Here is a 24,230-nt window from a genome sequence, read left to right on the forward strand (position 1 = left end):
TTGGCTCACCGAGCTTTCATTGCATTCTAACGCTAAAGTTAGTTACTTTTGTGACGCTATCCAATCAAGGGTAAGTTCTTCAAGCAACGCCATCGGTAAACTACCGTTTTTCAACATTTGATCATGGAAACGGCGAATATCAAACTTATCACCAAGCTCTTGCTCTGCTTTTTGGCGTAGTTCGCGAATTTTTATTTCGCCAATTTTGTATGATAACGCTTGCGCAGGCCAGCTAATATAACGATCGATTTGGCCAATTACGTCACTCATACTGAGAGCGGTATTTTTCGCTAAATAATCAATTGCTTGCTCTCTTGTCCAACCTTTTGCATGAATACCAGTATCAACAACAAGGCGACAAGCACGCCATGCTTCATAGGTTAGACGGCCAAAATCACTGTAAGGATCTTGGTAGAAGCCCATTTCCTTACCTAAGCGCTCAGAATATAGACCCCAACCTTCACCATAAGCGGCATGATAAAGTGTTTTTCTAAATTCCGGCATTTCTACTTCTTGAGAAATAGCACTTTGCAAGTGGTGGCCTGGCTCACCTTCATGGAACGTTAGGGCTTCTAACGTGTAAAGTGGCTGCGCTTTTAGATCTGCGGTGTCTAAAAAGTAAGTACCAGAAGTAGTGCCAGTGCCATCTGACGCGACATAGTAGGCACCGCCATTAGGACTAGATTTTATGTCGAAGGTACCCCGAGGAAGTACAGAGAACCATTTTGGTAATTGAGCAGCGGCTTTACGGGTAATGTAACTGGCTTTTTCGATCAAATCTAATGCACTATCGGTGTAGAAACGCTCGTCGGTGCGCAAAAATTCAATAAACTCATCAAAGCTACCTTCAAAACCAACGCTTTTAATGATGTCACGCATTTCTGCTTGAATGCGACTCACTTCATCTAAACCAATTTGATGAATTTCATCTGCGCTTAAATCGGTTGTTGTGTAATACTCAATTAAATAATCGTAATACGCTTGACCATTTTCTACACTGCTAATACCGGCCACCTTGCGACAATTAGGCATATATTTTTGAGTGAAAAAGTCATAAAAACGCTGGTATTCAGGGATCACTTTTTCAGAGATTAATTGCTTAGCCTGTTGACGATATGCCGCTTTGTCAGCATCGCTAAAATTTGTTGGCATATTGGCGAGAGGTCCCCAAAAGTCGCTGTCTTTAACATCAGAAACAACATGCTTGCTGATCGACTTATGGTAGTTTTTAAAGCTTTCACAATAATGGGTATAACCTTTATCGACCGCGATGGATAAATCGTCAATATGTTCTTGATTATATCGAGGGAAGTCAGCAAGGCTGATCATGTAGTTGTCATAATCTTGCTTGGTTAAAAATGACATATTGGCGGGTGCGCCAGCAAAGTAACTGTGAAAGCCCGAATAATAGGTCAATGGAAAATAGTGATCGAGTTGCTGATAGCTTTTTGCTTCTGCTTGGCGTTCATATTTAAATAAACGATAGGTGACTTGTTCATTTTCAGGCAGTTTATTAACATCAATGCTTGCCAAACGTTTAAGTAAGTCTTGGTTGTACTTTGCGCGGCGCTCTCTTCCTTTTGCAGACATTTCTGGCAATTTACCATTCATTCTGAAGGCATCGGGATCTTTGCGGAAAAAAATCTGTTCTTTATTGGCGACTTGCCAATGTTCGTCTAGTAAGGCATTAAAGTCGCTTGATGCATCAAATGCTAAGGCTTGAAAACTGCCTAAGGTAAATGTTAAAGCAAAAACGCGTGATAATGTTGCACGTTTCATGGGACACTCCTGTTTTTATAAGGCCTATAGTGTAATGAATTTGCGCAAATGAAGTCTAGCGCTTGTTTGGTAACAATTTTTAACGTTTTCCTTGAAGGAATAATAATTTATCATAAGCTCAGTTTTAAAAGCACTGAAGAGTCTTTATGGCTAAACTATCGAGAGCGGGTTGGAATAACGTCATTATTTTTGGGGTAATGGGATTTATCCTCATTATTAACGCCACAAATAATAATGTATTTTCTACCAAATCAGAATCTCACGCACAGCAGTATCTGCTTGGTGAAAATGCGGTGATCTTAACGCTACAGGTCAGTGAAGAAGTATCAATACAACGCTTAGGTACAAAATGGCAGGCGACGCCAGAAAAAATAACCGGACAGGCGCTTGCTCAAATGATGCGCTCATGGCAGCAGCTTGAAGGTGAGTTAATAAGCGCGCCAGAGGATGTTGATTTAAGCTTAGCTTTACCGATAGTGGTTAGTGTTGCTAATCGGCAGCATCCTCTTTCACTAAAATTAGTAGCAACCGATGATCAACTCTTGATTTTTAATGACGCGAATCAACGTTGGTATGTGCTGCCGATGGCATTGTTTCCACAACTTTTACCAAGTGAAATCTTTGGATAATTTTTTAGGGTTAAGACAATGAAACATTGCGCAATTTTATCAATGGATTGTTTAGATGATTTTGAAGTGTATGACCAGCTTATTGAAGCGCCATTAGCAGGCCTTGGTTGGCAAGTATCTACGGTCTCTTGGCGCAATCGTAATGTCAGTTGGTCTGAATTTGAAGCGGTGATTATTCGAACACCTTGGGACTACCAAGAAGATCCTCAAGCGTTTTTAGCCGTTTTACAAGAGATTGAACAGTCAACGGCACATCTAGAAAACGCACTAGACATCGTGCGCTGGAATATTGATAAGCGTTATCTTAGAGAGTTAGCGCAGCTTGGTGTTAAAATCGTACCGACCAGTTGGCAATTAGCGCGCAAACATGTAGCGTTAACAACCGATGAACTGTCGCAATTTTTTGCTGACGTTAATCAGTCTCAGATCATCATTAAACCAACGGTCAGTGCTAATGCCGATAATACCTTTTGGCTTACTAAAGACAATGCTAATACTCAAATTGATAACTTAAACGAGGCTTTTTCACATCGAGATTTTATGGTGCAGCCTTTTGTTGATAGTGTTGTCAAAGAGGGAGAGTACTCTTTATTTTATTTTAATGGCCACTACAGTCATGCGATTTTGAAGACACCTAAACAAGGTGATTTTCGCGTGCAAGAAGAGCATGGCGGACAACTTAGCTTAGTGACTCCAGAGCAGAGTTTACTGACAGCTGCCAACAAAACGCTATCGGCTATAAAGCAACTGTTTCAAACACCTCTATATGCGCGAGTTGATTTTGTGCGCTTTGATAATGATTTTGCGTTAATGGAAGCTGAGCTTATTGAACCGTCGCTGTACTTTAACATGGATAAGCAATCAGCAAGTCGTTTTGCACATGCATTTGTTGAGCGCATGCAGCACCTCGCATTATAACAGGAATACTATGCCCGAATTACCTGAAGTCGAAGTTTGCCGCCGTGGAATTGAACCGTTACTGACCGGTAAAAAAGTGATTGATATTGTTGTGCGTCAACGACAATTGCGTTGGCCTATCCCCCAAGAAGTTGAACACGCTATTGGTCAAACGCTAAGTGCTGTTGAACGACGGTCAAAGTATTTACTGTTGCGTTTTAGTACCGGTACTTTGTTAATTCATTTGGGAATGTCAGGTACTATTCGGGTATTATCCGGTACACCCAAAGCGGCTAAGCATGACCACGTTGATATTTTATTTACTGCTAATCAGCTGCTACGATTTAATGACCCAAGAAAGTTTGGTGCTATTTTATGGTTCGAGCAACACATTGATAGCCAAGGTATTCTTGATAAATTAGGCCCTGAGCCGTTAACGGAAGAATTTGAGCCTGATTACCTATTTGCGAAGGCAAAAGGACGAAAAGTGCCGATAAAAACATTTTTGATGAATAATCAAGTCGTGGTTGGTGTTGGGAATATCTATGCTAATGAAGCATTATTCAAAGCAGGAATTTTACCAACGGCACCTGCCGGCAGTATCGCTTATGAGCGCTATCAAAAACTGACCCAGATTATTAAAGATGTGTTATCAGCAGCAATAACGCAAGGTGGAACAACGTTAAAAGATTTTACTCAGGCAGATGGGAAGCCCGGCTACTTTGCTCAAAAACTTAATGTTTATGGTCGAGCGGGGCTACCGTGTGTTATCTGTCAAACAAGGTTAGAAGAAGTTAGGCAAAGCAATCGCAGCTCGGTTTTTTGTCCGAGCTGCCAGAGTGAATAGATTTACGTGTTATCTTTGTTGGATTTAGGTAAGCCTATATTGCGAATATTTTCAGTTTGTTCAGGCGTCAAAGGATAGATTTTATCTATGGTACAAAAGTAAAGTTGATTGCCAGGAGTTGAAATAGAATCAAAGCGAGCTGACAACGTATTATCCTGCGATTGATTGATTAGAATGGTTTGCGCAAATACCAAATCATTGCAGCTACCTTTTAATTTAATCAAATAATTTCGCTTAAAGGTTGTTGAAATAATTAAAAAATTTCGAGTCAAAGAAACCCAGTTATGGTAGCGAAAAGTATTAATGCTGTTAACGCTGGCTAAATTTTCCTCATTAATCAGTTGCTGGTAAGCTAAATCTCGTTGTTCATAGCTAAGCTCATTTTTACTACATCCTACGAGGAAAAGTCCGATAATAAACGACAGTAATAAACCTTTCATAGATAATCACTCCTTATTTCTTGTGAAGGGTTTCCATTAGAGCTTCTTTAACACTCGGGTGCACAAACTCGCTAACATCACCATAATGTAATGCAACTTCTTTGACAAGTGTTGAAGAAATAAACGAATTTTCTTCCGCTGGCGTTAAAAATACGCTTTCCAACTCAGGTGATAAGCGTCGATTCATATTAGCCAATTGAAATTCATACTCAAAATCGGAAACCGCTCTCAATCCTCGAATGAGGACATTGGCTTCATGTTGTTTAGCAAAGTCGACTAACAAACCGGTAAACCCGACAACACTGACATTGTCTAAATGAGCCGTTACTTTGTTGATCAGTTCCACTCGCTTGGCTAAATCAAAGCAGGGTTTCTTGCTCGGGCTTGCTGCAACAGCAACAACCACTTCTCCAAAAAGATGGCTAGCACGTTCAATTAAGTCTGCGTGACCGTTGGTTACAGGATCAAATGTTCCTGGATATATCGCTTTTACTGTCATGATCAATAGTCGTTGGATTTTTTCGTTATTGTAGTATTGCTTACCTGATGATGACAACTGTTAACAATATTTTGTTATCATGTATCAGCTTTGCATTCCTCGATCAGCTGCCACACTCTAAAGTATTTACTCAAAGTCACTTACTTTACCGAATTTTTTTAGTATGATACGACAATGGTCATTCACTTTAGGTAGATAAAATTAGTATGAAAACCCGTGATAAAATAATTCAAGCAAGTATCGAGTTATTTAATGAGCAAGGCGAACGTAACGTAACTACCAATCATATAGCTGCTCACTTAGGTATTAGTCCGGGAAATTTGTACTATCACTTTCGCAATAAAGAAGACATTATCTTATCTATCTATGAAGAATATGCGCGAAATTTGTTACTCGATACTTTTCCACAAGTTTCACCTGATATTAAGCCCTTTGATGCCGTTATTCTTTACATGGATGCGGTTTTTCAAGCGTTAATGAAGTTTCGCTTTTTCTACGCTAATTTGCCGGTATTATTAGCAAAAAATCCACTTTTGCACCAAAAATATGTTGAAGTGCAGCATACTATTACTGGTCGTTTGAATGAAATGCTACGCTCTCTGCGAGATGCAAATATGATGACGTTTGATGATGATGAATTATCAGACATTGTTAGTATTTTACGATTGATCAATACCTTTTGGTTAAGCTTTTATCAAACACAAAATGAACATGCTGAAATTAATGATTCGGTATTTTATGATGGCGTTTTGAAAATATTGGTGATGATACGCCCCTACATTACTGACTCTGCGATGCCTGAATTTTTAGATGCCCGTCAGATGTATCGCGAACGACACAAAGATGCATTAGCGGTTGCTTAAGCTGTTAAACTTTTCAAGATAACCATTGAGTAAATGTTGCCATTGCTCTGGTTCAAAATAGAACTGGGGTAACTTGTGTTTTTCTTTTAAAAAAGAGCGATGTAATCTGTCTAGATTACGTTGACGCCACTTCCCGTTACCAGAGCGAATCGAACCTTGATCAAAATCGATAAGCCAAACCTTGCCTTGTTTATCAAGCAAAATATTGTGGCAGTTTAAATCGTGATGGTAAACGTGATGATGATGGAACATGGCAATACAAGCGCCAATGTTATGCCAGTTCTCATTTGCTAATGGTGTTAGCGTTAACATACTGACTAGGTCTGAGGCATTATCGATACGGGCTGTCAGGATATCAGCTTGGTAATAAAAGCCAGTTCGCTTTATTTGGCAAGCTACGGGCATAGGTGCAGGTAATTGCTGTTGCTGCAAGTAAGCCAATAGTTGATACTCTCTAACGGCTCTTGTATTTTGGTATCCGCTAAAAAAGTATTGGTCGTTGAGTAATCGGCCAATTAAGCCTCCGCGAAAATAATGCCTCAATACCCATTGTTGGGTGTGATATTTGACAAAATATGTGGTTCCTCGACCTTGAGCCGTGCCAATCACTGCTTGTTGCTCTTGCCAGTATTGTTGAGAAAAGAACTGGGGAGAAAATGAATCAATAACGTTAGCATTAAAAAGCGCGTAATAACCTTGCGCTCGAAAGTGACTATGGGGCTTTTGGTTAGTCGATGGCAATTGATTCAAGGGGGTATTCTTCGCTGTTAGTGTTGGTGTTATTGTCGCGTGGTAGTATTCATTGGTCAACGTTAATCGTTTAGCAGGGATATAAGTGTATCAATAGTTTTTTGAGTAGCGCCTTGATTTGCTAAAACAACTTGTTGCCCTAACTTGCCAAATTCTTTTGCTTTTTCGCTATCGCTGAGTAATTGTTGGCAATGCTCGACGATATCATTGGTTAAATTTGACTGGGCTGGCATTTGCCATAATCCGCCACCTTTTATTAGTTGCTCGGTGATATCGACGAAATTACTCATGTCGGGACCTACGATAATCGGACAACCAAATAGCGCCGGCTCCAAAGGATTATGACCGCCAATAGTGGAAAAGCTCCCTCCGATAATGGTGATATCGGCTAAGGCATAAACTGACAATAATTCGCCTAAGGTATCAATCACCCAAATAGCCGTTTCATTGGTAACCGCTTGGTTTAAACTGCGACGTGCAATTGTTCCATGTCGCTGTGCCAGTTGGGCGATTTGCTCAAAGCGTTCTGGATGCCTAGGTACGATGACAAGTAACAATTTCTCATTGCGCTTCTTAAGTTGATTAAACACATCTATCGCTAACTGTTCGTCACCTTCATGGGTACTGGCGGCAACTAATAAGGTTCGCTTACCTTGAATCAATGAAGCGAGTTGTTTTGTTTTTGTCAGCACATCATTGCTTGCTGATATATCGTATTTAAGGTTGCCAGAAACAACGGTTTTGCTTTGCGGGGCACCTAAACTAATGAAGCGTTCAGCGTTAGCCTGACTTTGGCAGAGTATCGCATCAAACTTCGTTAAGCATGGTGCAATTAACCAGCTTAACCCTTGATAGTGTCGCACGGATTTGTCTGACAATCTCGCATTGATTAACAAGAGTTTTATCTTCTTGCTATGACACTGTGCGACTAGATTTGGCCAAAGCTCCGTTTCCATAAAGATAAAAGCTTTAGGTTGTAGTTGTTTTAGGAAAAGCCAAGTAAAGGGCCAACAATCAAGTGGTAAATAACAGTGTTGTACTCGGTCATTAAATAATTTTTTTACTTGTGCTGATCCGGTTGGTGTAAAGGTGGTAAACGTAATAATTAAGGTCGGGTCATCAGTTAAAAGTTTTTCAACAAAAGGTCGTAATGCTAATACTTCGCCGACACTGGCAGCATGCAAAATGATTCCGCCTGATTGAAAATTTTTCGGAAGTAACCCTAATCGTTCTGATATTCGTTGTCGATAAGCTGTTTGAGAACGAGAGCGTGCTAACAAAGCAATGAAAATTACTGGCAGTAGCAGCAAAATGAGTATGCGATAAAAAAATAAAGCGATGAATTGATACAAAATAAACTAACTGTTAACGACCGGTAGTTTCATTATACGTTAACACAGGTTATTTCTAAATATTTACTGAGCTGAGGAAAAAATGGCGTCGCTCTTCGTTAAAAACTTATCGATGAGCTCACTAAACATCAAAGTTTTTGCTTTGATAAGCAATAGGCATAACACGTTATAAATTTTAAACAAAGGCCAACAGACCTTAGGGTTTGGTCTGGAAAATCTTCTAGCCGACGGTCAATTTTTACGCTACTCTGGCATAGATAAGAGAATGTTAATTCAATTGGTATTATAGTGAAATAAGCGCTTATCCAATACGACAAATTTCAGGAGCATAGTAACAGTCAATGAAGAGATTATTATGGCTACATTATTTGGTTTTATTCTTTGTGACGTTTGGAGTATGCGCACAGCAATATATTGATCCAAATGAGATAACGACGCCAAAAGAACCTGATAATCTTGTTCGCTTTAAAACACAAGATGAGTTAATGCTCGCTGGCTATTATTTTTCGGGTTTAGAGCAACGGCCAGGGGTGTTGATATTACATGATTGCAGTAACTCCGCAGAGAGTTATACCATGCTTGCAAAAGCGATTGCTGAAACTGGTTTAAATGCATTAGCCCTTGATTTAAGAGGCTATGGCTATAGTTCAAATGTGATTTATTCCCATAGTATCATTAAAAAAACATCGAAAGATTTAAATATGTATCAAAGTGAGGTGGTAAGAATCACCTCATTTTGGGAAAGTGATATTGCCGCAGCTTACCATTATTTACAGAATAAAATTGGTAAAGAACAACCTATTTCAGTGGTTTCATCAGGCTGTACCGCCCCGCAAGCTGTTTATTTGGCAGAAAAAATTCGTGTGCATAGTTTTGTGATGATCACACCCAAGTTTAGCTTTATGGACCGTGAGAAATACAAAAATCTTATTGATATACCGGTTTATTTTTTAAGTTCTGCACACCACGCAGAATCCAATCAAGTTGCTCAAGAACTCTTTGAGTGGAATGGTGATGGACTGTCTTCGCTCCAAATCGTTAAGGGGAACCGAGAAGGTCATATCGTATTGAATCGAAATCCCTATTTGTTGTCTAACATTGCAACGTGGTTAAACCGTGTGATGGAAAAATAAAATTAACCTTCTTGCAATTTAAACGCTTGTGCAACTTTGTCGCTGTACTCCGGCTATAATATGCGTACAATAGCGCCAAATTAAATCAAGATAAGATTCGCTAGGTTAACTTTCTTGTGACTTTATCACCCATAACCTGTCGAAATAACTATACTAAATTCGATATCACTAATAAATTGAGGCCCCTATGTCAGTTAATAGTAATGCTAACTTTTATTCCCATATTCAAACACAAATCGATCAGGTCAAAGCTGATGGGCTATATAAAAGTGAACGGGTTATTACAACTGCGCAGCAAGCAGAAATTGCTGTCGCCAGTGGTGAGCAAGTTGTCAACTTTTGTGCGAATAATTATTTAGGACTTGCTAATCACCCCGCGCTTATTGAAGCAGCTAAACAGGGATTGGACGACCATGGCTTTGGTATGGCTTCGGTACGTTTTATTTGTGGTACCCAAGATATTCATAAAACCTTAGAGCAAAAATTGAGTGATTTTCTCGGTATGGAAGACACGATTTTATACTCTTCATGTTTTGATGCTAACGCAGGTTTATTTGAAACCTTACTTGGGCCGGAAGATGCGATTATCAGTGATGCATTAAACCATGCGTCGATCATCGATGGTGTGCGTCTGTGTAAAGCAAAAAGGTTTCGATATGCCAATAACGATATGCAAGAGCTTGAAGCTCGCCTCCAAGAAGCTGATGAAGCTGGGGCACGATTTAAATTAATTGCCACCGATGGTGTATTTTCTATGGATGGTGTTATCGCGAATTTATCAGCCGTGTGCGATCTGGCAGAGAAGTACGGCGCATTAGTGATGGTTGATGATTCCCATGCGGTAGGCTTTGTCGGGGATAAAGGGCGAGGCAGTCATGAATACTGTCAGGTAATGGGACGAGTTGACTTAATCACTGGAACATTAGGCAAAGCGATGGGTGGTGCATCCGGTGGTTATACTTCAGGTAAAAAGGAAGTCATTGATTGGTTGCGTCAACGTTCACGCCCTTACCTATTTTCTAATTCATTAGCCCCAGCTATCGTTAGTGCTTCTATCAAGGTATTGGAATTGCTTGAACAAGGTGATGATTTACGTAAAACATTAAAGGAAAATGCACGTTATTTTAGAGAGCAAATGGAAGCTGCAGGCTTTACCTGTGCTGGCGCAGATCACGCGATTGTTCCCGTTATGCTTGGTGATGCCAAGGTTGCAAGTGAAATGGCTAACCGTTTACTTGCTGAAGGGATTTATGTTATTGGCTTCTCTTTTCCTGTTGTGCCAAAAGGACAAGCGAGGATTCGTACACAAATATCTGCAGCGCATACACAAGCTCAACTCGATAAAGCAATAGATGCATTCACGCGCATTGGTAAAGAAATGGCGATAATTTAAGGTAGCGACGATGAAATCTTTAGCAAAGTTAAAAGCCGAACCTGGCATATGGATGACAGAAACCGAAAAGCCAGAGCTTGGTCATAATGATTTATTAATTAAGATTAAAAAAACTGCAATCTGTGGCACTGACATTCATATCTATAATTGGGATGAATGGTCACAAAAAATCATTCCCGTACCAATGGTGGTTGGTCATGAATATGCAGGTGAAGTGGTAGGCATTGGTCAAGAAGTAAAAGGCTTTGCTATCGGTGATCGCGTTTCAGGGGAAGGCCATATTACTTGTGGACATTGCCGAAACTGTCGCGGTGGTCGCACCCACTTGTGCCGAAATACCGTCGGTGTTGGTGTTGATCGTGCTGGTGCATTTGCAGAATACTTAGTGATCCCTGCCTATAATGCATTTAAATTGCCTGATGAAGTTTCAGATGATTTGGCCGCTATATTTGATCCGTTTGGCAATGCCGTGCATACCGCGTTATCATTTGATTTGGTAGGTGAAGATGTTCTGATCACTGGTGCGGGCCCTATTGGTATTATGGCTGCAGCCGTTGCTAAACATGTTGGTGCACGTCACGTGGTGATAACTGATATTAATGAATATCGACTCGATCTTGCCAAAAAAATGGGGGCAACACGCGCGGTCAACGTAAGCAGAGAGAATATTACGGATGTAATGAAAGAGCTTGGCATGACAGAAGGTTTTGACGTTGGTTTGGAAATGTCTGGTGTGCCAGTAGCGTTTACGATGATGCTCGAGAACATGAACAATGGTGGCAAGATTGCCATGTTAGGTATTCCGGGAAGTGATATGGCCATTGATTGGAGCCAAGTAATTTTTAAAGGCTTAACCATAAAAGGGATCTATGGTCGTGAAATGTTTGAAACTTGGTATAAAATGGCGAGTTTAATTCAATCGGGCTTAGATTTATCACCGATTATCACCCACCATTTTTCTGTGGATGATTTTCAACAAGGATTTGATATCATGCGCTCTGGTCAATCAGGTAAAGTGATTTTAGATTGGGAATAATATGAGTAATTCAGAGTCGTCAGTTAAGCATATGCAGTGTCCTGAACTTCAACTATCATTGGACAGTGATAATTTCGTTGTTGTTGATATTCGCGATCAGGCTTCTTATCAGCAAGGCCACATTCCAGGGGCGATTCATTTAACCAATGAATCACTGCCTGAGTTTTTACGTGACGCTGACTATGATAAACCGACAGTGGTTTGTTGTTACCATGGTATTTCGAGTCAACAGGCAGCACAGTTTCTTATCAGTCATGATTTTACCGAAGTGTACTCATTAGATGGTGGCTTTAGTCAATGGGGCATGTTGTATCCGGAGCATATTGCTGTAAATGCGTCATCCTGATTTACAGCCACTTGTTGAAGTAGCGCAGCAAAATATAGCGCTACTCTTCAGTAATTATTTAAATAGCTTAGGTATCTTAAGCGACGTTCAATCTTTAGAGCATCGCTTTGTGATACGCGTTGATGATCATCAGTTAGATGAAGCACATCAACTATTTGAAGAGTTTATCCGTCAACCTCATCATCCGCGCTATCAGCAAGCAGCTTGGCAACAAGGCAAAACTGTGACCTTGTCGAAACCGCAAGGTAATGCAAGCTTTGTACAACAGTTTTTAGCGCATGGCGGTTGGTTGACCTTAGTGGTATTTATCGCCTGTTGGCTTGTTTATATTCTTGCACACTTAGGGCTTGGACGAGATTTATTTACCTTGCTAAGGTTTTACAATGTGTCTGATTTTAGTCTCATTGCTGAGCAGCCATGGCGCTTAATTGGGCCTATTTTTCTCCATTTTTCATTGCTTCATATTGCTTTTAATACCATGTGGTGGTGGCAATTAGGCGGTGCGATAGAAAAAGAACTCGGCAAGGGTGAACTTTTACAGCTACTGGTGATTTCTGCAATTTGCTCTAATGTTGGCCAATATTTAGTGACGGGGCCCAATTTTGGCGGGTTATCTGGGGTCGTTTACGCATTGGTAGGGTTTGTTTGGATAGCGGGGTGGTTAGCTCCTCAGCGTGGCTTAATCCTATCAAAACCAATTATTGGCTTTTTGCTGATCTGGCTAATGTTAGGTTTTACTGATTTTATGCCAATAAATATGGCTAATACCGCTCATTTAGTTGGCTTGATTAGTGGTTGTTTCTTAGCCCTTTGGCGTTTTAAGGTTAAAGCCGACTAATTTTTTTGGTTAGTTGTCCAGCCATTGGGTAAAAAGTAATTTTTTGATCAAAGGTTTACCCGTTTCTTGCTGTAATATACTTTTGACTTTTTCCTCACAGAGTTTTTGAATCTCATAGCGACCATTAATCGACTTAATTTTAGCTTCTGGCTGTTGGCCGATAATATTAATGATGGCATCGCGAAGTAAAGGAGCATGATGCTCGACCACTTCATAATTCTTGGCATCTTCAATCATTAACTCAACATTCAAACGTACGTAACCCATCTTTTTCTTCACCGCAACGTAGTTGGTGATAATTTCTGGCTCAAAGCCGAAATAAGCATAATCTGCGGCACTGAGTTTCGCGAAAGAGGTAACTAACCAAAAACAAAGAAAAAAGAATGAAAAACGTATCATTTGGCCTAAGTTCATAAATATTGAGAGTGATATATTTATCATAACCTGAAAATAAGTTTTTGCAGTGAAAAATTTTGATTAATTGGCAATTCATAGGTGGTTTTTTTCACCAATTTTTAATGATCACATCAACAGTGATTAAAGATTTTCTAAGGTTTTGCGTTAAAAAAACTGCTATCATGCCGGTCAAATTGTCACGAGTATTTCAATCACCCTTTTATCATGAGTACAGCACAACATTTCTTTCCAGTGCGCTTACCTGCCGTTTGGCGCAATAGGCCTGCAACAGAGCTATCACCTAATTTATTAGATTGGTTATTAGATGAAAGCTCTTTGACGGCAAGATTAAAAGCGCTCAGTGATACGTTTCATGTTGAAGTACTTGGAGAGCGCACAGAGCCATGCCCAGCAGATGAGGCGACAGCTGAGGTCATTGAAGGAGAGATGGTGTTAGTTAGAGAAGTGTTGCTTTTTTGTGATGATAGGCCACATGTATTTGCTCGAAGCTTGTTGCCGCTTACATCGTTAACCGGCGAAGAGCAAAGGTTGGCAACTTTAGGTAATATGCCACTTGGTCAAGTATTATTCAGTGATCCTAGGTTGGTGAGAAAAGATATCGAAGTGGCATGTTTTAATGAGCATAGTGAGGTTGCAAAGGTAGCGAGTCACTATCAATTGCCGGTAAGTCAATCGATGTGGGGAAGGCGCTCAACTTTTTTATTGAATCATAAACCGTTAACCGTAGCTGAAGTATTTTTACCAGGCTCATTCGCTTATCACAAATAAAGTATGTTGAAATGATGGCTTCTATAAAAAGTAATTTTCCAAATAATTGGGCGGCAATAGTTCAAATTACCCGTATGGATAAACCTATCGGTACCTACTTATTATTATGGCCAACTTACTGGGCGTTATGGATTGCTGCGGAAGGTTTTCCGCCATTAGAACTTTTACTCATTTTCACCCTTGGCGTGTTTGTTATGCGCAGTGCTGGGTGTGTGATTAATGACTATGCTGATCGACATGTTGATGGCCAGGTAAAGCGGACGCAGAATCGTCCTTTAGTTTCAGGAAAAATAACCAGTGAGCAAGCATTGACGTTGTTTGGTTTGCTTATTGGAGCTGCATTAGGCTTAGTGGCGATGCTTTCTTGGTACACGATTAGTTTATCTGTTATCGCATTAGTATTGGCAGCAAGTTACCCATTTATGAAGCGTTATACGCACTTACCACAAGTCGTGCTTGGTGCGGCATTTAGTTGGGGCATGATCATGTCTTTTGCCGAGCTTCTTGGTGAAATTCCACTTGTTGCTTGGCTGTTATTTTCGGCCAATTTATTGTGGACCGTGGCTTATGATACTATCTATGCGATGGTTGACCGCGATGACGACCTGAAAATTGGGGTAAAATCAACAGCAATACTTTTTGGAGTCCATGATAAGCGCATAACCGCATTCTTACAGATAGTCACTATTGGCCTACTGATGATTGTTGGTGATATGCTTGCTTTTGGCTGGCCTTATCAACTTAGTTTAGTGATTGCTGGTGGACTGTTTTGCTATCAACAAATGATGATAGCACGCCGAGAGCGCGAACGTTGTTTTAACGCTTTTCTCAACAACCATTGGGTCGGATTAACAATCTTTATTGGTATTGCTATTGAGTACCTATAGAGCGCTCTAGTTAAGTCAATTTCTGATCTTGATTGATTAGCGGGCAATACTTTGTAATACATTAATATCGACAAGGTTGGCGGTAACCTGTTTAAGTGTATCTAAAGTACTGTTTGAAATTAACTTACTGTGCTCATCTATGCCAATCAGTTGTTGGTTTTTCATCGTCTGAATTAAAGCCGATTGTGATTTTTTGTCGACAAATTCAGGTGCATTGATATTGTTTATCACTGAAAGACGTTTAGCAATACTGACGACTTTATCTTCCAGATCTGATTTACTAATTGGTTCCAATCGCTTAACTAAACTACAGATAATCATTAAGCGTTGTAATGACTCGTCAGCGCATTCAGCTAAAATATTGATTTGTGTTTTAGCTTCTTGCTCAGCTCTTAACGACCAAAAGCCTGCTTTGGTTTGTTTTACTGCGCCGAGTTGTTCTAAAGCTTCAAGAACTTGGACTATTTGCAAGTTAAACTGTTCTTGATCTTGCCAGAAAAAGAGATCATTTTTTAGGACGTTGAACACTTGCCAACAATCTCGTTTTAAAGTGTCGATATTTATTTTTGCATGACGCTCAAACATACGACAGATCAATGCCGGTAAAATATAGGTATGCAAAATATTATTGCGATAATAGCGCATTTCTAATGCAGCTGACGCGCTCAAAGAAATAATCTCGCCAAAACTGTCTTCGTTAATATCGACTTTATTTAATGCAATAACATCATCGAGTAAAGTTTTTCCATCACAACTTGGGATGGTCAACTGCTGGCTATAGGGAGCTTGGCGCTGAATGGTAAGAAATAAATCGAGTTGTTTTTCTAGTGCTTGACGAGAAAGGGCTTTGTTGTCGGTAGCGTGTAAGATCAATGCAACCAAAGAAACACCGTTTAGCGCAGCACACTTGTTGATCGCCACCATGACATTGTCGGCTAATAAATTGACTTTCGGCGTCAACCAACTGGGTTTTTGGGGCTCAACGGGATCGATATTTTCTTTCCAATTAGGAACTTGTTGATCAAGAAAGCGATTGATATTGATAGGCTCGCCAAAATTGACATAACCTTTACCATAGTTACGTAAGTTTTTAATTGCCTTAAAGACCCCAAAAATTGATTCATTTTGTTTTTTGCTGCCACTTAGCTCTTTGTGATATGTGCCTACTTCCATGACATGCTCATACCCCAAATAAACAGGTACCAATGTTAAAGGTCGGTCTATTCCTCTCAATAACCCTTGCATGGTCATCGCAAGCATTCCGGTTTTAGGGGGAAGCAGCTTACCGGTGCGACTTCTGCCGCCTTCAGAATAAAACTTTACCGAGTAGCCTTTTTCAAAGAGTAAGCTTAAATACTCCCTAAATATTGTTGAGTAGAGCCTGTTACCTCTAAAACTGCGTCGAATAAAAAAAGCACCAGCTTTTCTAAAAATTGGACCGGCTGGCCAAAAGTTCAAATTGATCCCAGCAGCAATTCTTGGTGTTACTAGCCCTTGTTGATAGATAATATAGGTTAATAATAAGTAATCCATATGACTGCGATGACAAGGTACGTAAATAATTTCATGGCCTTCGTCTGCCAGTTGTCTAAGTGTGTCAGCATTGCTCACTTCAATTCCGTTATAAATGCGGTGCCACAGCCAATGTAATACTCGTTCGCCAACTCTTATCATCGATTCGCGGTAATCCCCAGCGATTTCATCCATCATTGAAGCGGCTTCTTTTTTAAGTTTGAGGTATTTCTGTTTATCTCCTTGAGATTCATCGGCTAATAGCTTTTTAATGGCAGGATTTGAAAACAATTGTTTGAACATTTGTTGACGATGCATTAAACGCGGGCCTGTCGCAGCAATGGTTTGTCTGAAAAAATGAAAGCGAGCAACACGCAACAATTTTCTAGAAGTATGCTCGTCAGCACCATGCTTGTCGGCCATGTAACGAAACGAAACGCCTTCACTAAAACGAACCATGACATTTCGGCCAAGAAACAAAACAATGAAAAGTTTTCTCAACCAAGAGGGGGATTCCTGATCTGCTAAAATTGTTCCGACATTTGCATTGCGTTTTTCAATGGCAGGCTTTCTACCCCAGGTTATATTTACCGGAATAAGCTGACCATTAAGTGTTTGATGATGAAGGTGTTGTTGTAGGATATTTGTACCTTCATTGAGTGCTGTTGTCGAATGGCACCGACGCCATTTAAATAACGGCGTAGGATTTTCTAAACATAATGTGCGCTCAAACTCATTGTCGTCAATTTTTACTTTATCAAATGGACTGGGTAACCCTAACGCTCGACAAGCTTTGGCCAAAGTCAGCAAGTCACTCGTTGATTGATGTCGCAAAATATAAAAAATAGGTTTATGAGTAGTGCATTCTTCCGTGTTTAACTTTTCGTCCCTGACAATACGACATTTCACTAATAACCTAATCGGCAGTGTTAATAGTAATGTGAGTATATTGTGCAGTGGTGACATAGTAATTCGCTCAACGATTTAATACCTTGCAGTTTATCATGCAATGGTAGGACTTTCTGTTAATGATTTAATTTCAATAAGGTTAAGGTTGTTTCGATCAGTAGACAATTATAGCAATGATGATTAGGGTAACAGTTCTAGGTAAAAGGATACATTATGAAAAAAATAATACTGACATTGTTCATTTTAACCAGCACATTATTGCTATTTTGTAGCAAAAGTATAGCAATTCCACTCAATAAACATGAAAAAAACATCATTAAGCAGGTTAAAGCGCACTTACCTGCAACGTTAAAATCATTAGAGAGCGCTGTTAATATTAATAGTGGCACCATGAATTTTGAAGGTGTCGAGCAAGTGGCAAAACTATACATTCCACAATTTCAGCGTATTGGCTTTAACGCTGAGTTTATATCAGGTAAAGCATTTAACCGAGCGGGGCACTTGATAGCATCTCGACTTAGTGATGATCCAACTGCGATAAAGGTGCTATTGATTGGTCATTTAGATACGGTTTTTGCCAAGCATGATGATTTTCAAAGCTTTTCTCTTAAAGGGAAAGAGCAAGCAACAGGGCCAGGCATTGTTGATATGAAAGGAGGTAATGCCATCATTATTGCCGCATTGGAATCACTTGAGCGATCAAACTTATTGGATACTATCAGTATCAAGGTGGTGATGACCGGCGATGAAGAAAATAGTGGTCGGCCTTTGCAGTTATCTAAAGCTGCAATTATTGATGCTGCTAAATGGGCAGATATCGCCCTTGGTTTTGAGAATGGCGATAGTAATATTAAAACGGCGATGGTAGCGCGTCGAGGTTATGTGGGCTGGCAACTTCAAGTTTCTGGTAAACCTGCTCATTCGTCGCAAATATTTCGAGAGGATATTGGCTATGGCGCCATTTACGAAGCCGCTCGAATTATCACGGATTTTCGTGAAAAATTATCGACGCAGGAAAACCTAACGTTTAACCCTGGGCTTATCGTTGGCGGCACACAAACTGAATATTTTCCTGATAAATCTTCGGCAACAGCTTATGGAAAAACCAATGTCATTGCCAAAGAAGCGACGGTCATTGGCGATATTCGAGCATTATCAATGACACAGTTTGAGCAAGCCAAGCAAATTATGCAACATATTGTCAGTGAAAATTTGCCGCATACCGAGGCTAAGTTAACGTTTGATAACGGTTATCCTCCTATGTCACCAACGCCAGGAAATCATCAATTGCTGACGATGTATTCGCGTATCAGCACTGATTTAGGCTATGAGACCGTTGTCGCGGCGAATCCAAGAAAAGCAGGTGCTGCTGATATCTCGTTTGCAGCGGAACATGTTGAAATGGCAATTGATGGTATTGGATTAATGGGGTGTTGTGGACATACAGATCAAGAAGTTGCTGATTTAACTAGCTTACAAAAAAATATTGAGAAAGCAGCCATTTTGCTTTATCGCTTGAGTAATACTGATTTGTCAAAGTAATCTTTTTGCTAACGGGGGATTGATAAAATATCCTCCTCTTACGCTTCATATTCCTTCTCTCACTTAAACGTCGAATTCATAACATTGTAACATAAAATAATTGCATATTATTTTGCTTTTGTTAGTCGTTGTTTTTATTGTTAAAAAATAAAGTGTAACAGAATGTTAACGAAATGGTATTTTTCATCAAATTAAATTTTTGTTTATTTTTTGTTAAATTGGTTGGTTATGTACTAAGTTTAGGATTCCTGGCCAGGAACAATACTTTATAACTACAACAATAAGGAAAGATATGAAAAATCTATATTCCAAATATATTGTTTCTGTCTCGCTAAGTGCGTTAAGTGTTGGTGCATTAGCCAATAACGAAACGAGCTTACAAGCGAAAACAGAAAATGGTACGCCAACTTTCATTGCTGGAAAACTTGGTAAATTTGTCCCTCATACGGCTACCTCAGCGATTTCTAATCTTATTAGCGAACATGCTCAATACCAATTAAATGGTAATGAGGCTTTTGCCATCAAAGATCATTGGATTGATAAGCTAGGCAAGCAACATTATCGTTTAACACAAACGATTAATGGCTTGCCTGTCTACGGTACCAGTTTGACGGTTCACACCGAGTCATTAACCAGCGGATTGCGCAGAACGGATACCGCAAATGATGTTTATGCGGTTACTGGCGTTGTTGCCAAAGCGTTTCATACCAAGGTGAAAAAGTATGCGGCAAGCAGCGCTAAAGGTGATGCTAAGAAAGTTAAAAATCTAGCGAAAAAGCATGGCAAGGTTGTCACCGAACCAACAGAAGTTTATGTGTATTTACCACTTGAAGAGCAAACGGTAAGGGCTTGGAAAGTTGATGTTGAATGGAATAACGGTGGTGAGGATTTTGGTTATGATCACCTATTCTATGACGCTGAAACGTTAACGCTATCGACAAGGCATGCGCAGGTGCATAGTGCCAAAAGTTGGAAGACCTATGATCTGCAAAATCAAAATCAAAATTATGCACCAGGCGTACTTCGTTGTACCAACACGCAAAGTTGTGGAGATTCCTCAGCACAACGAGCACATGATGGTGCGTCAATTGTTTATGATTATTACTTAGAGCGTTTTAACCGTGATAGTATTAATAATGGCGGCATGACCATGGTGTCGAGTGTTCATTTAGGGTACAACGTCGCTAATGCCTACTGGACTGGTAGTCAAATGATGTATGGCGATGGTGATGGGCAAATTTTAGATGACCTGACATTAAGCTTTGACGTTATTGGTCATGAATTAACCCATGGGGTAACTCAGTATACAGCCGGACTAATCTACAATAATGCTTCTGGTGCACTTAATGAAGCATGGTCTGATATTCTAGGTGTCGCAGCTAAAGCATATCGAGATGGCACCACACAAGCTGATTGGATGCTAGCTGAAGAAAGTTATACACCAGGCACAAGTGGTGATGCGATGCGTTATATGAATAACCCTACGCTAGATAACTACTCTAAAGATTGGTGGCCTGAGCGTATTCCTTATACCAGCAATCCCAACAACTCTAACGACCAAGGTGGTGTACATGGAAATTCAGGTATTGCCAACTTAGCATTCGCTCTGTTAACCGATGGCGGTAGCCATCCTCGAAATAAGTCTACTGCACAAGTACCTGGAATAGGTTTATTAAAAGCAGAGCAGATATTTTATCGAGCATTAACGACGTATATGTCTCAAAGTACTAACTTTGCTGGGGCAAGAAGTGCTACGGCACAATCGGCACTCGATTTATACGGAGAAGCGGAAAAAGTAGCTGTTGAAACAGCATGGTGTGCCGTTGGTGTTGGCACCTGTCCGTCGACAGACCCTGATACCGGGACGATAGAAACATTGCAAAATGGTGTCGCAAAAACCGGTATCTCAGGCAGTGCCAAATCAGAAAAACTGTTTAAGTTAGATGTACCTACAGGAGCAACTAATTTGACTTTCAGTACCGTCGGTGGCAGTGGTGATGCAGATCTTTATGTCAAGTTCGGTAGTGAACCAACGTTAAATAGTTATGATTGTTCAAGTACTTCTCCAACCAGTGATGAAACGTGCGCAATTTCGTCAATCCAAGCGGGCACCTATTACGTTATGGTGCAAGCGTGGAATGATATCAGTGGCGTAACATTAACCGGCAGTTTTGATACGTCGACGGGCGGTTTAGAGCCGATAGACGTTTCAGCTAGCAATGTTTCTGTCAGCAGAGGAAGTTGGACACGCTATACGTATGAGCTACCAGCTGGTTATAGTAGTATGACGGTATCAATGAGTGGTGGTAGTGGTGATGCAGACTTATATGTTAACCATGGAAGTCAATCGACGTTAACAAATTATGATTGTCGCCCATATCGCAATGGTAATAATGAAAGTTGTGATTTCCAGAATCCACAAGCAGGAACCTGGTATTTAGATGTTTATGGCTATAGCAATGCCTCAGGAATTACGTTGAGGTTAATCGCTAATCCTTAGTAGTATTATTTATCAATCAAAGGTGATGTTTACATCACCTTTTTTTTGTCTACGCAAAAATTTAACCCCTTTTTTATTGATCGTTCGTTGTAGTAGTTACAAGGTTATTTCGACCTTGATTTACTCGTAAATAAGAGAGGCTTGTATGAAAAAAATTATCATTCCAACGGTTTTAGGCAGTGCAATAACTCTGGCATTATTTGGTTTTATGGCATCGTTAGTAAAAAGTAATCAGCTAGCGATTATCGAAATCGAACCACCAACGGTAGTGCAAATATATGGGAAGCCTGAAGATTCAAAGCCGATAGACAAAAAGCCGCCTCTAATAGAGCCACCAGTAAAACCTAAACCAATGCCACTAGATCTTCATGAACCTCTAGAGCCAGCCGAACCGACTATTGCTGTAACCAATATCCCCTTAGATACTACGACTACGAGGACACTAACTGCTTTTGATGGTGCACCTGATAGAGAAGCGCAAGCAATTGTTCGTATACCGCCAAACTATCCAATGGACGCAGCTCAAAAAGGAATTCAAGGGTGGGTTAAATTGCAGTTTGATATTAATAAAGTAGGGCAAGTTATCAATGTTGAGGTTATTGATTCTCAGCCAAGTCGTATTTTTGATAGAGAAGCTAAGAAAGCACTAAAAAAATGGAAATATAAAGCTAAAGTAGAAAATGGTCAGGCCATCGAGCAAAAGAATGTTAGTATTCAACTAGACTTCACATTGGAACAATCAGGGAACATGAGCATTTGAAGTTAAAAGCTAGAATCCAAGGTTGGGTAACAAATCGAGTGAGTGCAGAGTATCTGCTCACTCGGTATCAAAAGACAAAAAAAAATCGCTATTTGACTTTGTTGGTTGAGCAGTACAATCGCTCACTTTATCATTATTTATTGACGATGAGTGATCAAGTGTTAGCGGAAGATGTTCTACAATCAACGTGGTTGACCGTAGTGGAAAAGGCGCGATCAGTCCAAGCCCATACTAATGTTAAAAGTTGGCTTTTCACCATTGCCCGTCATCGACTCATCGACGAGTTGCGACGAAAAAAGCGATGGAGTAGTGATAGTTTCGATGAAGCATACCATTCCAATAGTTCTGAACCATCGTTAGACTCTTTTTTAATGAATGAGCAGCAACTTGATAGGTTTAATCGAGCATTAGATGGTATGGCACTAGCACAGCGTGAATCCTTTATACTTCAACAGGAGGGTTTTAGTATTAATGAGATATCTCAACTAACTGATGTTGAACAAGAAACAGTGAAAAGTCGCCTGCGTTATGCTCGCCAACACCTGAGAAAGCATTTAGGATATCTAACATGAAGCCAGAATCTAGTGATCAAGAAATTGAACACTTATATCGACAACGTCAAAGTCGCATTAAAGTACCTGAAATTGATGTTGAACGACTAACGTCAAAAAAAACCCAAGTTAGTCTGCCCAAATCATTGCTGATGATCTCCCTCGGAGGAGGTTTTGCATCTTTTGCGATTATGGCTTTGGTACAACATCTTGCTAAACCAACACATGATTTAACAACGTATACTGAGCCAGAGCGCTATGTTGAGGTAAGTGTCCATAGCCCTGAAGCCGATGCACCTACATTAATAGCAACAACATTACCGCCAGAGCCAAAAATGCCAGAGTTACCACCTCAGCAAGGCTCGCAAAAAGTGTTGCAAAGCCGTGTGGATGTAAGTGAATTTCGGGTGATTATACCTAAGGACCTTAAACAGGAGATTTCTCAACAAGTACTTAGCTCGCCTAAGCTATCTTTCCAACCGATATATAGAGTGTTACCTAAATTTGATCGTCAAGAAATAACAAAGCGCGACTTTGGATTTGTTAAACTGGCTTACCATGTTAACCAACAAGGTGAGGTTTATGACATTAACGTTATTGAAGCGAGTGCATCGAAGTCACTGATAAGGGCATCCAAAAAAGCATTAGCACAATGGCAGTATAGTAAAGGGGTAGTAAACCATAACGAGATGGAAATTGTATTTTCGTTTGAAGAATAGAGATTAATTCAATTGGTATTAAGCCTACGTTGCAGTGATGTAGGTTAAATGTTTTACAAAAAGCACGAGGTTATCCGGTAAAATTCTAATGGAAATTGTTAACTAAACGGCAATTAGCGATAGCTAACCACCATCTTTTGCCATTGGCTATCGTCATACATGGCATTTATCTTTGGTAAAAGCTCTTGATAAAGTGACTGTAAATTTTTCGGGAAGAGGACCCTTCTGGAAAATTGATCATGTGGTTTCTCAGAAAGATGGAATTTACCGCGTAACGCTTTATCCTGAGTAATGTATTTAAATGCACTTTGACTGATGATTGCTGTGTCGATACGTTTATTCAATAACATATGGAGTAAAGCGTCTTCTCCAACTGTATCGACACGAACTAATTCATTTTTTTCCACTAGCTCATTGATTCCTCGATAATAAAAGCCTCTAACGCCACCCAATATTTTGTCTCTTAAAGATTGTGGGTTGTTGTATTCAAAAGGTGATTCTTTTAAAGAAACAAAGTCGTCTCTATCAACCAATATTTTGTCTGACCATAAGTATTTACTTTCTTCTTTATCTTTAAACCATACTGGGTTTACTCCAAGCAACATACCGTCGAGCTTTCCTTGCTCAAGCATCAATGTAATGCGTTTTCTTGGTACAAAAATGGTGTGAAAGTCATAATTTGGCGCAACTTCATTTAAGTATCTTGAAAAGTCAAAATACAGTCCTTGTTGTTTAACCAAATCTACAACAAACGGAGGTTTTAAATGATATACATAGACATTAACTAACTCTTTTGCTTGAGAAAGCCAAGTAATCGAAATAAGAATAAAAAATAGTGTCGCTTTAATCATTAAGTTTTGTGA

Annotated in this window: 24 protein-coding genes; 16 read left to right on the forward strand and 8 right to left on the reverse strand. The window is 39.9% G+C overall.

Features of this window, described 5'->3' with window-relative positions; genetic code table 11:
- Positions 1–42: 42 nt before the first annotated feature.
- On the reverse strand, positions 43–1,779 hold the full coding sequence (locus ACSLUH_RS08180; protein WP_448565831.1) for a DUF885 domain-containing protein: 1,737 nt from the start codon (positions 1,777–1,779) through the stop codon (positions 43–45).
- A gap of 146 nt (positions 1,780–1,925) precedes the next feature.
- On the opposite strand from ACSLUH_RS08180, the gene ACSLUH_RS08185 reads away from it, so the two are divergent.
- From ACSLUH_RS08185 to mutM, 3 genes are read left to right on the forward strand one after another with little or no spacing between them, the layout of a single operon-like run.
- Positions 1,926–2,408 carry a hypothetical protein gene (locus ACSLUH_RS08185; RefSeq protein ID WP_448565832.1) on the forward strand — a complete coding sequence of 161 codons (483 nt, stop codon included), beginning with the start codon at positions 1,926–1,928 and terminating at the stop codon, positions 2,406–2,408.
- Positions 2,409–2,426: 18 nt separating this feature from the next.
- Positions 2,427–3,326: an ATP-grasp domain-containing protein gene (locus ACSLUH_RS08190; protein WP_448565834.1), complete on the forward strand. Its 900-nt coding sequence runs from the start codon at positions 2,427–2,429 to the stop codon at positions 3,324–3,326.
- A gap of 10 nt (positions 3,327–3,336) precedes the next feature.
- Positions 3,337–4,152, forward strand: a complete 816-nt coding sequence (gene mutM, locus ACSLUH_RS08195) for a bifunctional DNA-formamidopyrimidine glycosylase/DNA-(apurinic or apyrimidinic site) lyase (protein WP_448565836.1) — start codon at positions 3,337–3,339, stop codon at positions 4,150–4,152.
- A 2-nt stretch (positions 4,153–4,154) separates the two neighbouring features.
- Here mutM and ACSLUH_RS08200 read toward each other — a convergent pair whose 3' ends face one another.
- Complete coding sequence (locus ACSLUH_RS08200) at positions 4,155–4,592, reverse strand: DUF6491 family protein (RefSeq protein WP_448565838.1); 438 nt, start codon at positions 4,590–4,592, stop codon at positions 4,155–4,157.
- A gap of 13 nt (positions 4,593–4,605) precedes the next feature.
- A complete protein-coding gene (gene coaD / locus ACSLUH_RS08205) occupies positions 4,606–5,091 on the reverse strand; it encodes a pantetheine-phosphate adenylyltransferase (protein WP_448565840.1) in 486 nt (161 codons plus the stop codon).
- A gap of 206 nt (positions 5,092–5,297) precedes the next feature.
- Between coaD and ACSLUH_RS08210 the strand changes: the two genes are divergently transcribed.
- The gene (locus ACSLUH_RS08210; RefSeq protein ID WP_448565841.1) at positions 5,298–5,954 is read left to right on the forward strand and encodes a TetR/AcrR family transcriptional regulator; all 657 of its coding nucleotides are present in this window, start codon (positions 5,298–5,300) and stop codon (positions 5,952–5,954) included.
- Here ACSLUH_RS08210 and ACSLUH_RS08215 read toward each other — a convergent pair.
- Together ACSLUH_RS08215 and waaA are read right to left on the reverse strand one after the other, a co-directional pair.
- Positions 5,940–6,764 (reverse strand): 3-deoxy-D-manno-octulosonic acid kinase, encoded by an 825-nt coding sequence (locus ACSLUH_RS08215; protein ID WP_448565843.1) that lies wholly within the window; start codon positions 6,762–6,764, stop codon positions 5,940–5,942. The two genes, ACSLUH_RS08210 and ACSLUH_RS08215, sit on opposite strands and share 15 nt — an antisense overlap.
- Before the next feature lie 2 nt (positions 6,765–6,766).
- Positions 6,767–8,056, reverse strand: coding sequence for a lipid IV(A) 3-deoxy-D-manno-octulosonic acid transferase (waaA, locus tag ACSLUH_RS08220; protein WP_448565845.1), 1,290 nt, complete (start codon positions 8,054–8,056; stop codon positions 6,767–6,769).
- 341 nt (positions 8,057–8,397) lie between these two features.
- On the opposite strand from waaA, the gene ACSLUH_RS08225 reads away from it, so the two are divergent.
- From ACSLUH_RS08225 to glpG, 5 genes are all read left to right on the forward strand, one after another.
- Entirely contained in the window at positions 8,398–9,189 is a 792-nt protein-coding gene (locus tag ACSLUH_RS08225; protein WP_448565847.1) for an alpha/beta hydrolase, read from the forward strand.
- A gap of 187 nt (positions 9,190–9,376) precedes the next feature.
- Positions 9,377–10,582: a glycine C-acetyltransferase gene (gene kbl, locus ACSLUH_RS08230; protein WP_448565849.1), complete on the forward strand. Its 1,206-nt coding sequence runs from the start codon at positions 9,377–9,379 to the stop codon at positions 10,580–10,582.
- A gap of 10 nt (positions 10,583–10,592) precedes the next feature.
- Entirely contained in the window at positions 10,593–11,618 is a 1,026-nt protein-coding gene (tdh, locus tag ACSLUH_RS08235; RefSeq protein ID WP_448565851.1) for an L-threonine 3-dehydrogenase, zinc-binding type, read from the forward strand.
- Position 11,619: 1 nt separating this feature from the next.
- Complete coding sequence (gene glpE, locus ACSLUH_RS08240) at positions 11,620–11,964, forward strand: thiosulfate sulfurtransferase GlpE (protein ID WP_448565853.1); 345 nt, start codon at positions 11,620–11,622, stop codon at positions 11,962–11,964.
- Entirely contained in the window at positions 11,951–12,802 is an 852-nt protein-coding gene (gene glpG, locus ACSLUH_RS08245; RefSeq protein WP_448565855.1) for a rhomboid family intramembrane serine protease GlpG, read from the forward strand. The genes glpE and glpG overlap by 14 nt, the downstream gene beginning before the upstream one ends.
- Before the next feature lie 9 nt (positions 12,803–12,811).
- On the opposite strand, the gene ACSLUH_RS08250 is transcribed toward glpG, so the two are convergent.
- Positions 12,812–13,201 (reverse strand): flagellar basal body-associated protein FliL, encoded by a 390-nt coding sequence (locus ACSLUH_RS08250; RefSeq protein ID WP_448565856.1) that lies wholly within the window; start codon positions 13,199–13,201, stop codon positions 12,812–12,814.
- 222 nt (positions 13,202–13,423) lie between these two features.
- Between ACSLUH_RS08250 and ACSLUH_RS08255 the strand changes: the two genes are divergently transcribed.
- On the forward strand, positions 13,424–13,987 hold the full coding sequence (locus tag ACSLUH_RS08255) for a chorismate--pyruvate lyase family protein (protein ID WP_448565857.1): 564 nt from the start codon (positions 13,424–13,426) through the stop codon (positions 13,985–13,987).
- A gap of 11 nt (positions 13,988–13,998) precedes the next feature.
- Positions 13,999–14,874, forward strand: a complete 876-nt coding sequence (gene ubiA, locus ACSLUH_RS08260) for a 4-hydroxybenzoate octaprenyltransferase (RefSeq protein WP_448565859.1) — start codon at positions 13,999–14,001, stop codon at positions 14,872–14,874.
- Between the two features lie 36 nt (positions 14,875–14,910).
- Here the strand turns inward: ubiA and plsB are convergent, their stop codons facing one another.
- Entirely contained in the window at positions 14,911–17,352 is a 2,442-nt protein-coding gene (gene plsB / locus ACSLUH_RS08265; RefSeq protein WP_448565860.1) for a glycerol-3-phosphate 1-O-acyltransferase PlsB, read from the reverse strand.
- Positions 17,353–17,508: 156 nt separating this feature from the next.
- On the opposite strand from plsB, the gene ACSLUH_RS08270 reads away from it, so the two are divergent.
- The 5 genes from ACSLUH_RS08270 to ACSLUH_RS08290 all read left to right on the forward strand — a co-directional run bounded on the left by ACSLUH_RS08270 (position 17,509) and on the right by ACSLUH_RS08290 (position 23,367).
- Positions 17,509–18,837, forward strand: a complete 1,329-nt coding sequence (locus tag ACSLUH_RS08270) for a M20/M25/M40 family metallo-hydrolase (RefSeq protein ID WP_448565862.1) — start codon at positions 17,509–17,511, stop codon at positions 18,835–18,837.
- 292 nt (positions 18,838–19,129) lie between these two features.
- Positions 19,130–21,337, forward strand: coding sequence for a M4 family metallopeptidase (locus ACSLUH_RS08275; protein ID WP_448565864.1), 2,208 nt, complete (start codon positions 19,130–19,132; stop codon positions 21,335–21,337).
- A gap of 145 nt (positions 21,338–21,482) precedes the next feature.
- The gene (locus ACSLUH_RS08280; protein ID WP_448565866.1) at positions 21,483–22,097 is read left to right on the forward strand and encodes a TonB family protein; all 615 of its coding nucleotides are present in this window, start codon (positions 21,483–21,485) and stop codon (positions 22,095–22,097) included.
- Entirely contained in the window at positions 22,094–22,669 is a 576-nt protein-coding gene (locus ACSLUH_RS08285) for an RNA polymerase sigma factor (protein WP_448565868.1), read from the forward strand. Before ACSLUH_RS08280 ends, ACSLUH_RS08285 begins: the two co-directional genes overlap by 4 nt.
- Positions 22,666–23,367, forward strand: coding sequence for an energy transducer TonB (locus tag ACSLUH_RS08290; RefSeq protein ID WP_448565870.1), 702 nt, complete (start codon positions 22,666–22,668; stop codon positions 23,365–23,367). The genes ACSLUH_RS08285 and ACSLUH_RS08290 overlap by 4 nt, the downstream gene beginning before the upstream one ends.
- A gap of 113 nt (positions 23,368–23,480) precedes the next feature.
- On the opposite strand, the gene ACSLUH_RS08295 is transcribed toward ACSLUH_RS08290, so the two are convergent.
- The gene (locus tag ACSLUH_RS08295) at positions 23,481–24,218 is read right to left on the reverse strand and encodes a substrate-binding periplasmic protein (RefSeq protein WP_448565872.1); all 738 of its coding nucleotides are present in this window, start codon (positions 24,216–24,218) and stop codon (positions 23,481–23,483) included.
- Between the last annotated feature and the right edge of the window lie 12 nt (positions 24,219–24,230).

Source organism: Thalassotalea ganghwensis, assembly GCF_053485795.1.

Coding starts and splice junctions, on each gene's coding strand:
- ACSLUH_RS08210 (WP_448565841.1), top strand. CDS start 5,298: ATGAAAACCCGTGATAAAATAATTCAAGCAAGTATCGAGTTATTTAAT.
- ACSLUH_RS08185 (WP_448565832.1), top strand. CDS start 1,926: ATGGCTAAACTATCGAGAGCGGGTTGGAATAACGTCATTATTTTTGGG.
- ACSLUH_RS08275 (WP_448565864.1), top strand. CDS start 19,130: ATGAAAAATCTATATTCCAAATATATTGTTTCTGTCTCGCTAAGTGCG.
- ACSLUH_RS08290 (WP_448565870.1), top strand. CDS start 22,666: ATGAAGCCAGAATCTAGTGATCAAGAAATTGAACACTTATATCGACAA.
- ACSLUH_RS08280 (WP_448565866.1), top strand. CDS start 21,483: ATGAAAAAAATTATCATTCCAACGGTTTTAGGCAGTGCAATAACTCTG.
- plsB (WP_448565860.1), bottom strand. CDS start 17,352: ATGTCACCACTGCACAATATACTCACATTACTATTAACACTGCCGATT.
- kbl (WP_448565849.1), top strand. CDS start 9,377: ATGTCAGTTAATAGTAATGCTAACTTTTATTCCCATATTCAAACACAA.
- ACSLUH_RS08180 (WP_448565831.1), bottom strand. CDS start 1,779: ATGAAACGTGCAACATTATCACGCGTTTTTGCTTTAACATTTACCTTA.
- glpG (WP_448565855.1), top strand. CDS start 11,951: ATGCGTCATCCTGATTTACAGCCACTTGTTGAAGTAGCGCAGCAAAAT.
- ACSLUH_RS08255 (WP_448565857.1), top strand. CDS start 13,424: ATGAGTACAGCACAACATTTCTTTCCAGTGCGCTTACCTGCCGTTTGG.
- mutM (WP_448565836.1), top strand. CDS start 3,337: ATGCCCGAATTACCTGAAGTCGAAGTTTGCCGCCGTGGAATTGAACCG.
- ACSLUH_RS08250 (WP_448565856.1), bottom strand. CDS start 13,201: ATGATACGTTTTTCATTCTTTTTTCTTTGTTTTTGGTTAGTTACCTCT.
- ubiA (WP_448565859.1), top strand. CDS start 13,999: ATGATGGCTTCTATAAAAAGTAATTTTCCAAATAATTGGGCGGCAATA.
- ACSLUH_RS08225 (WP_448565847.1), top strand. CDS start 8,398: ATGAAGAGATTATTATGGCTACATTATTTGGTTTTATTCTTTGTGACG.
- ACSLUH_RS08200 (WP_448565838.1), bottom strand. CDS start 4,592: ATGAAAGGTTTATTACTGTCGTTTATTATCGGACTTTTCCTCGTAGGA.
- tdh (WP_448565851.1), top strand. CDS start 10,593: ATGAAATCTTTAGCAAAGTTAAAAGCCGAACCTGGCATATGGATGACA.
- glpE (WP_448565853.1), top strand. CDS start 11,620: ATGAGTAATTCAGAGTCGTCAGTTAAGCATATGCAGTGTCCTGAACTT.
- ACSLUH_RS08190 (WP_448565834.1), top strand. CDS start 2,427: ATGAAACATTGCGCAATTTTATCAATGGATTGTTTAGATGATTTTGAA.
- ACSLUH_RS08270 (WP_448565862.1), top strand. CDS start 17,509: ATGAAAAAAATAATACTGACATTGTTCATTTTAACCAGCACATTATTG.
- ACSLUH_RS08295 (WP_448565872.1), bottom strand. CDS start 24,218: ATGATTAAAGCGACACTATTTTTTATTCTTATTTCGATTACTTGGCTT.
- coaD (WP_448565840.1), bottom strand. CDS start 5,091: ATGACAGTAAAAGCGATATATCCAGGAACATTTGATCCTGTAACCAAC.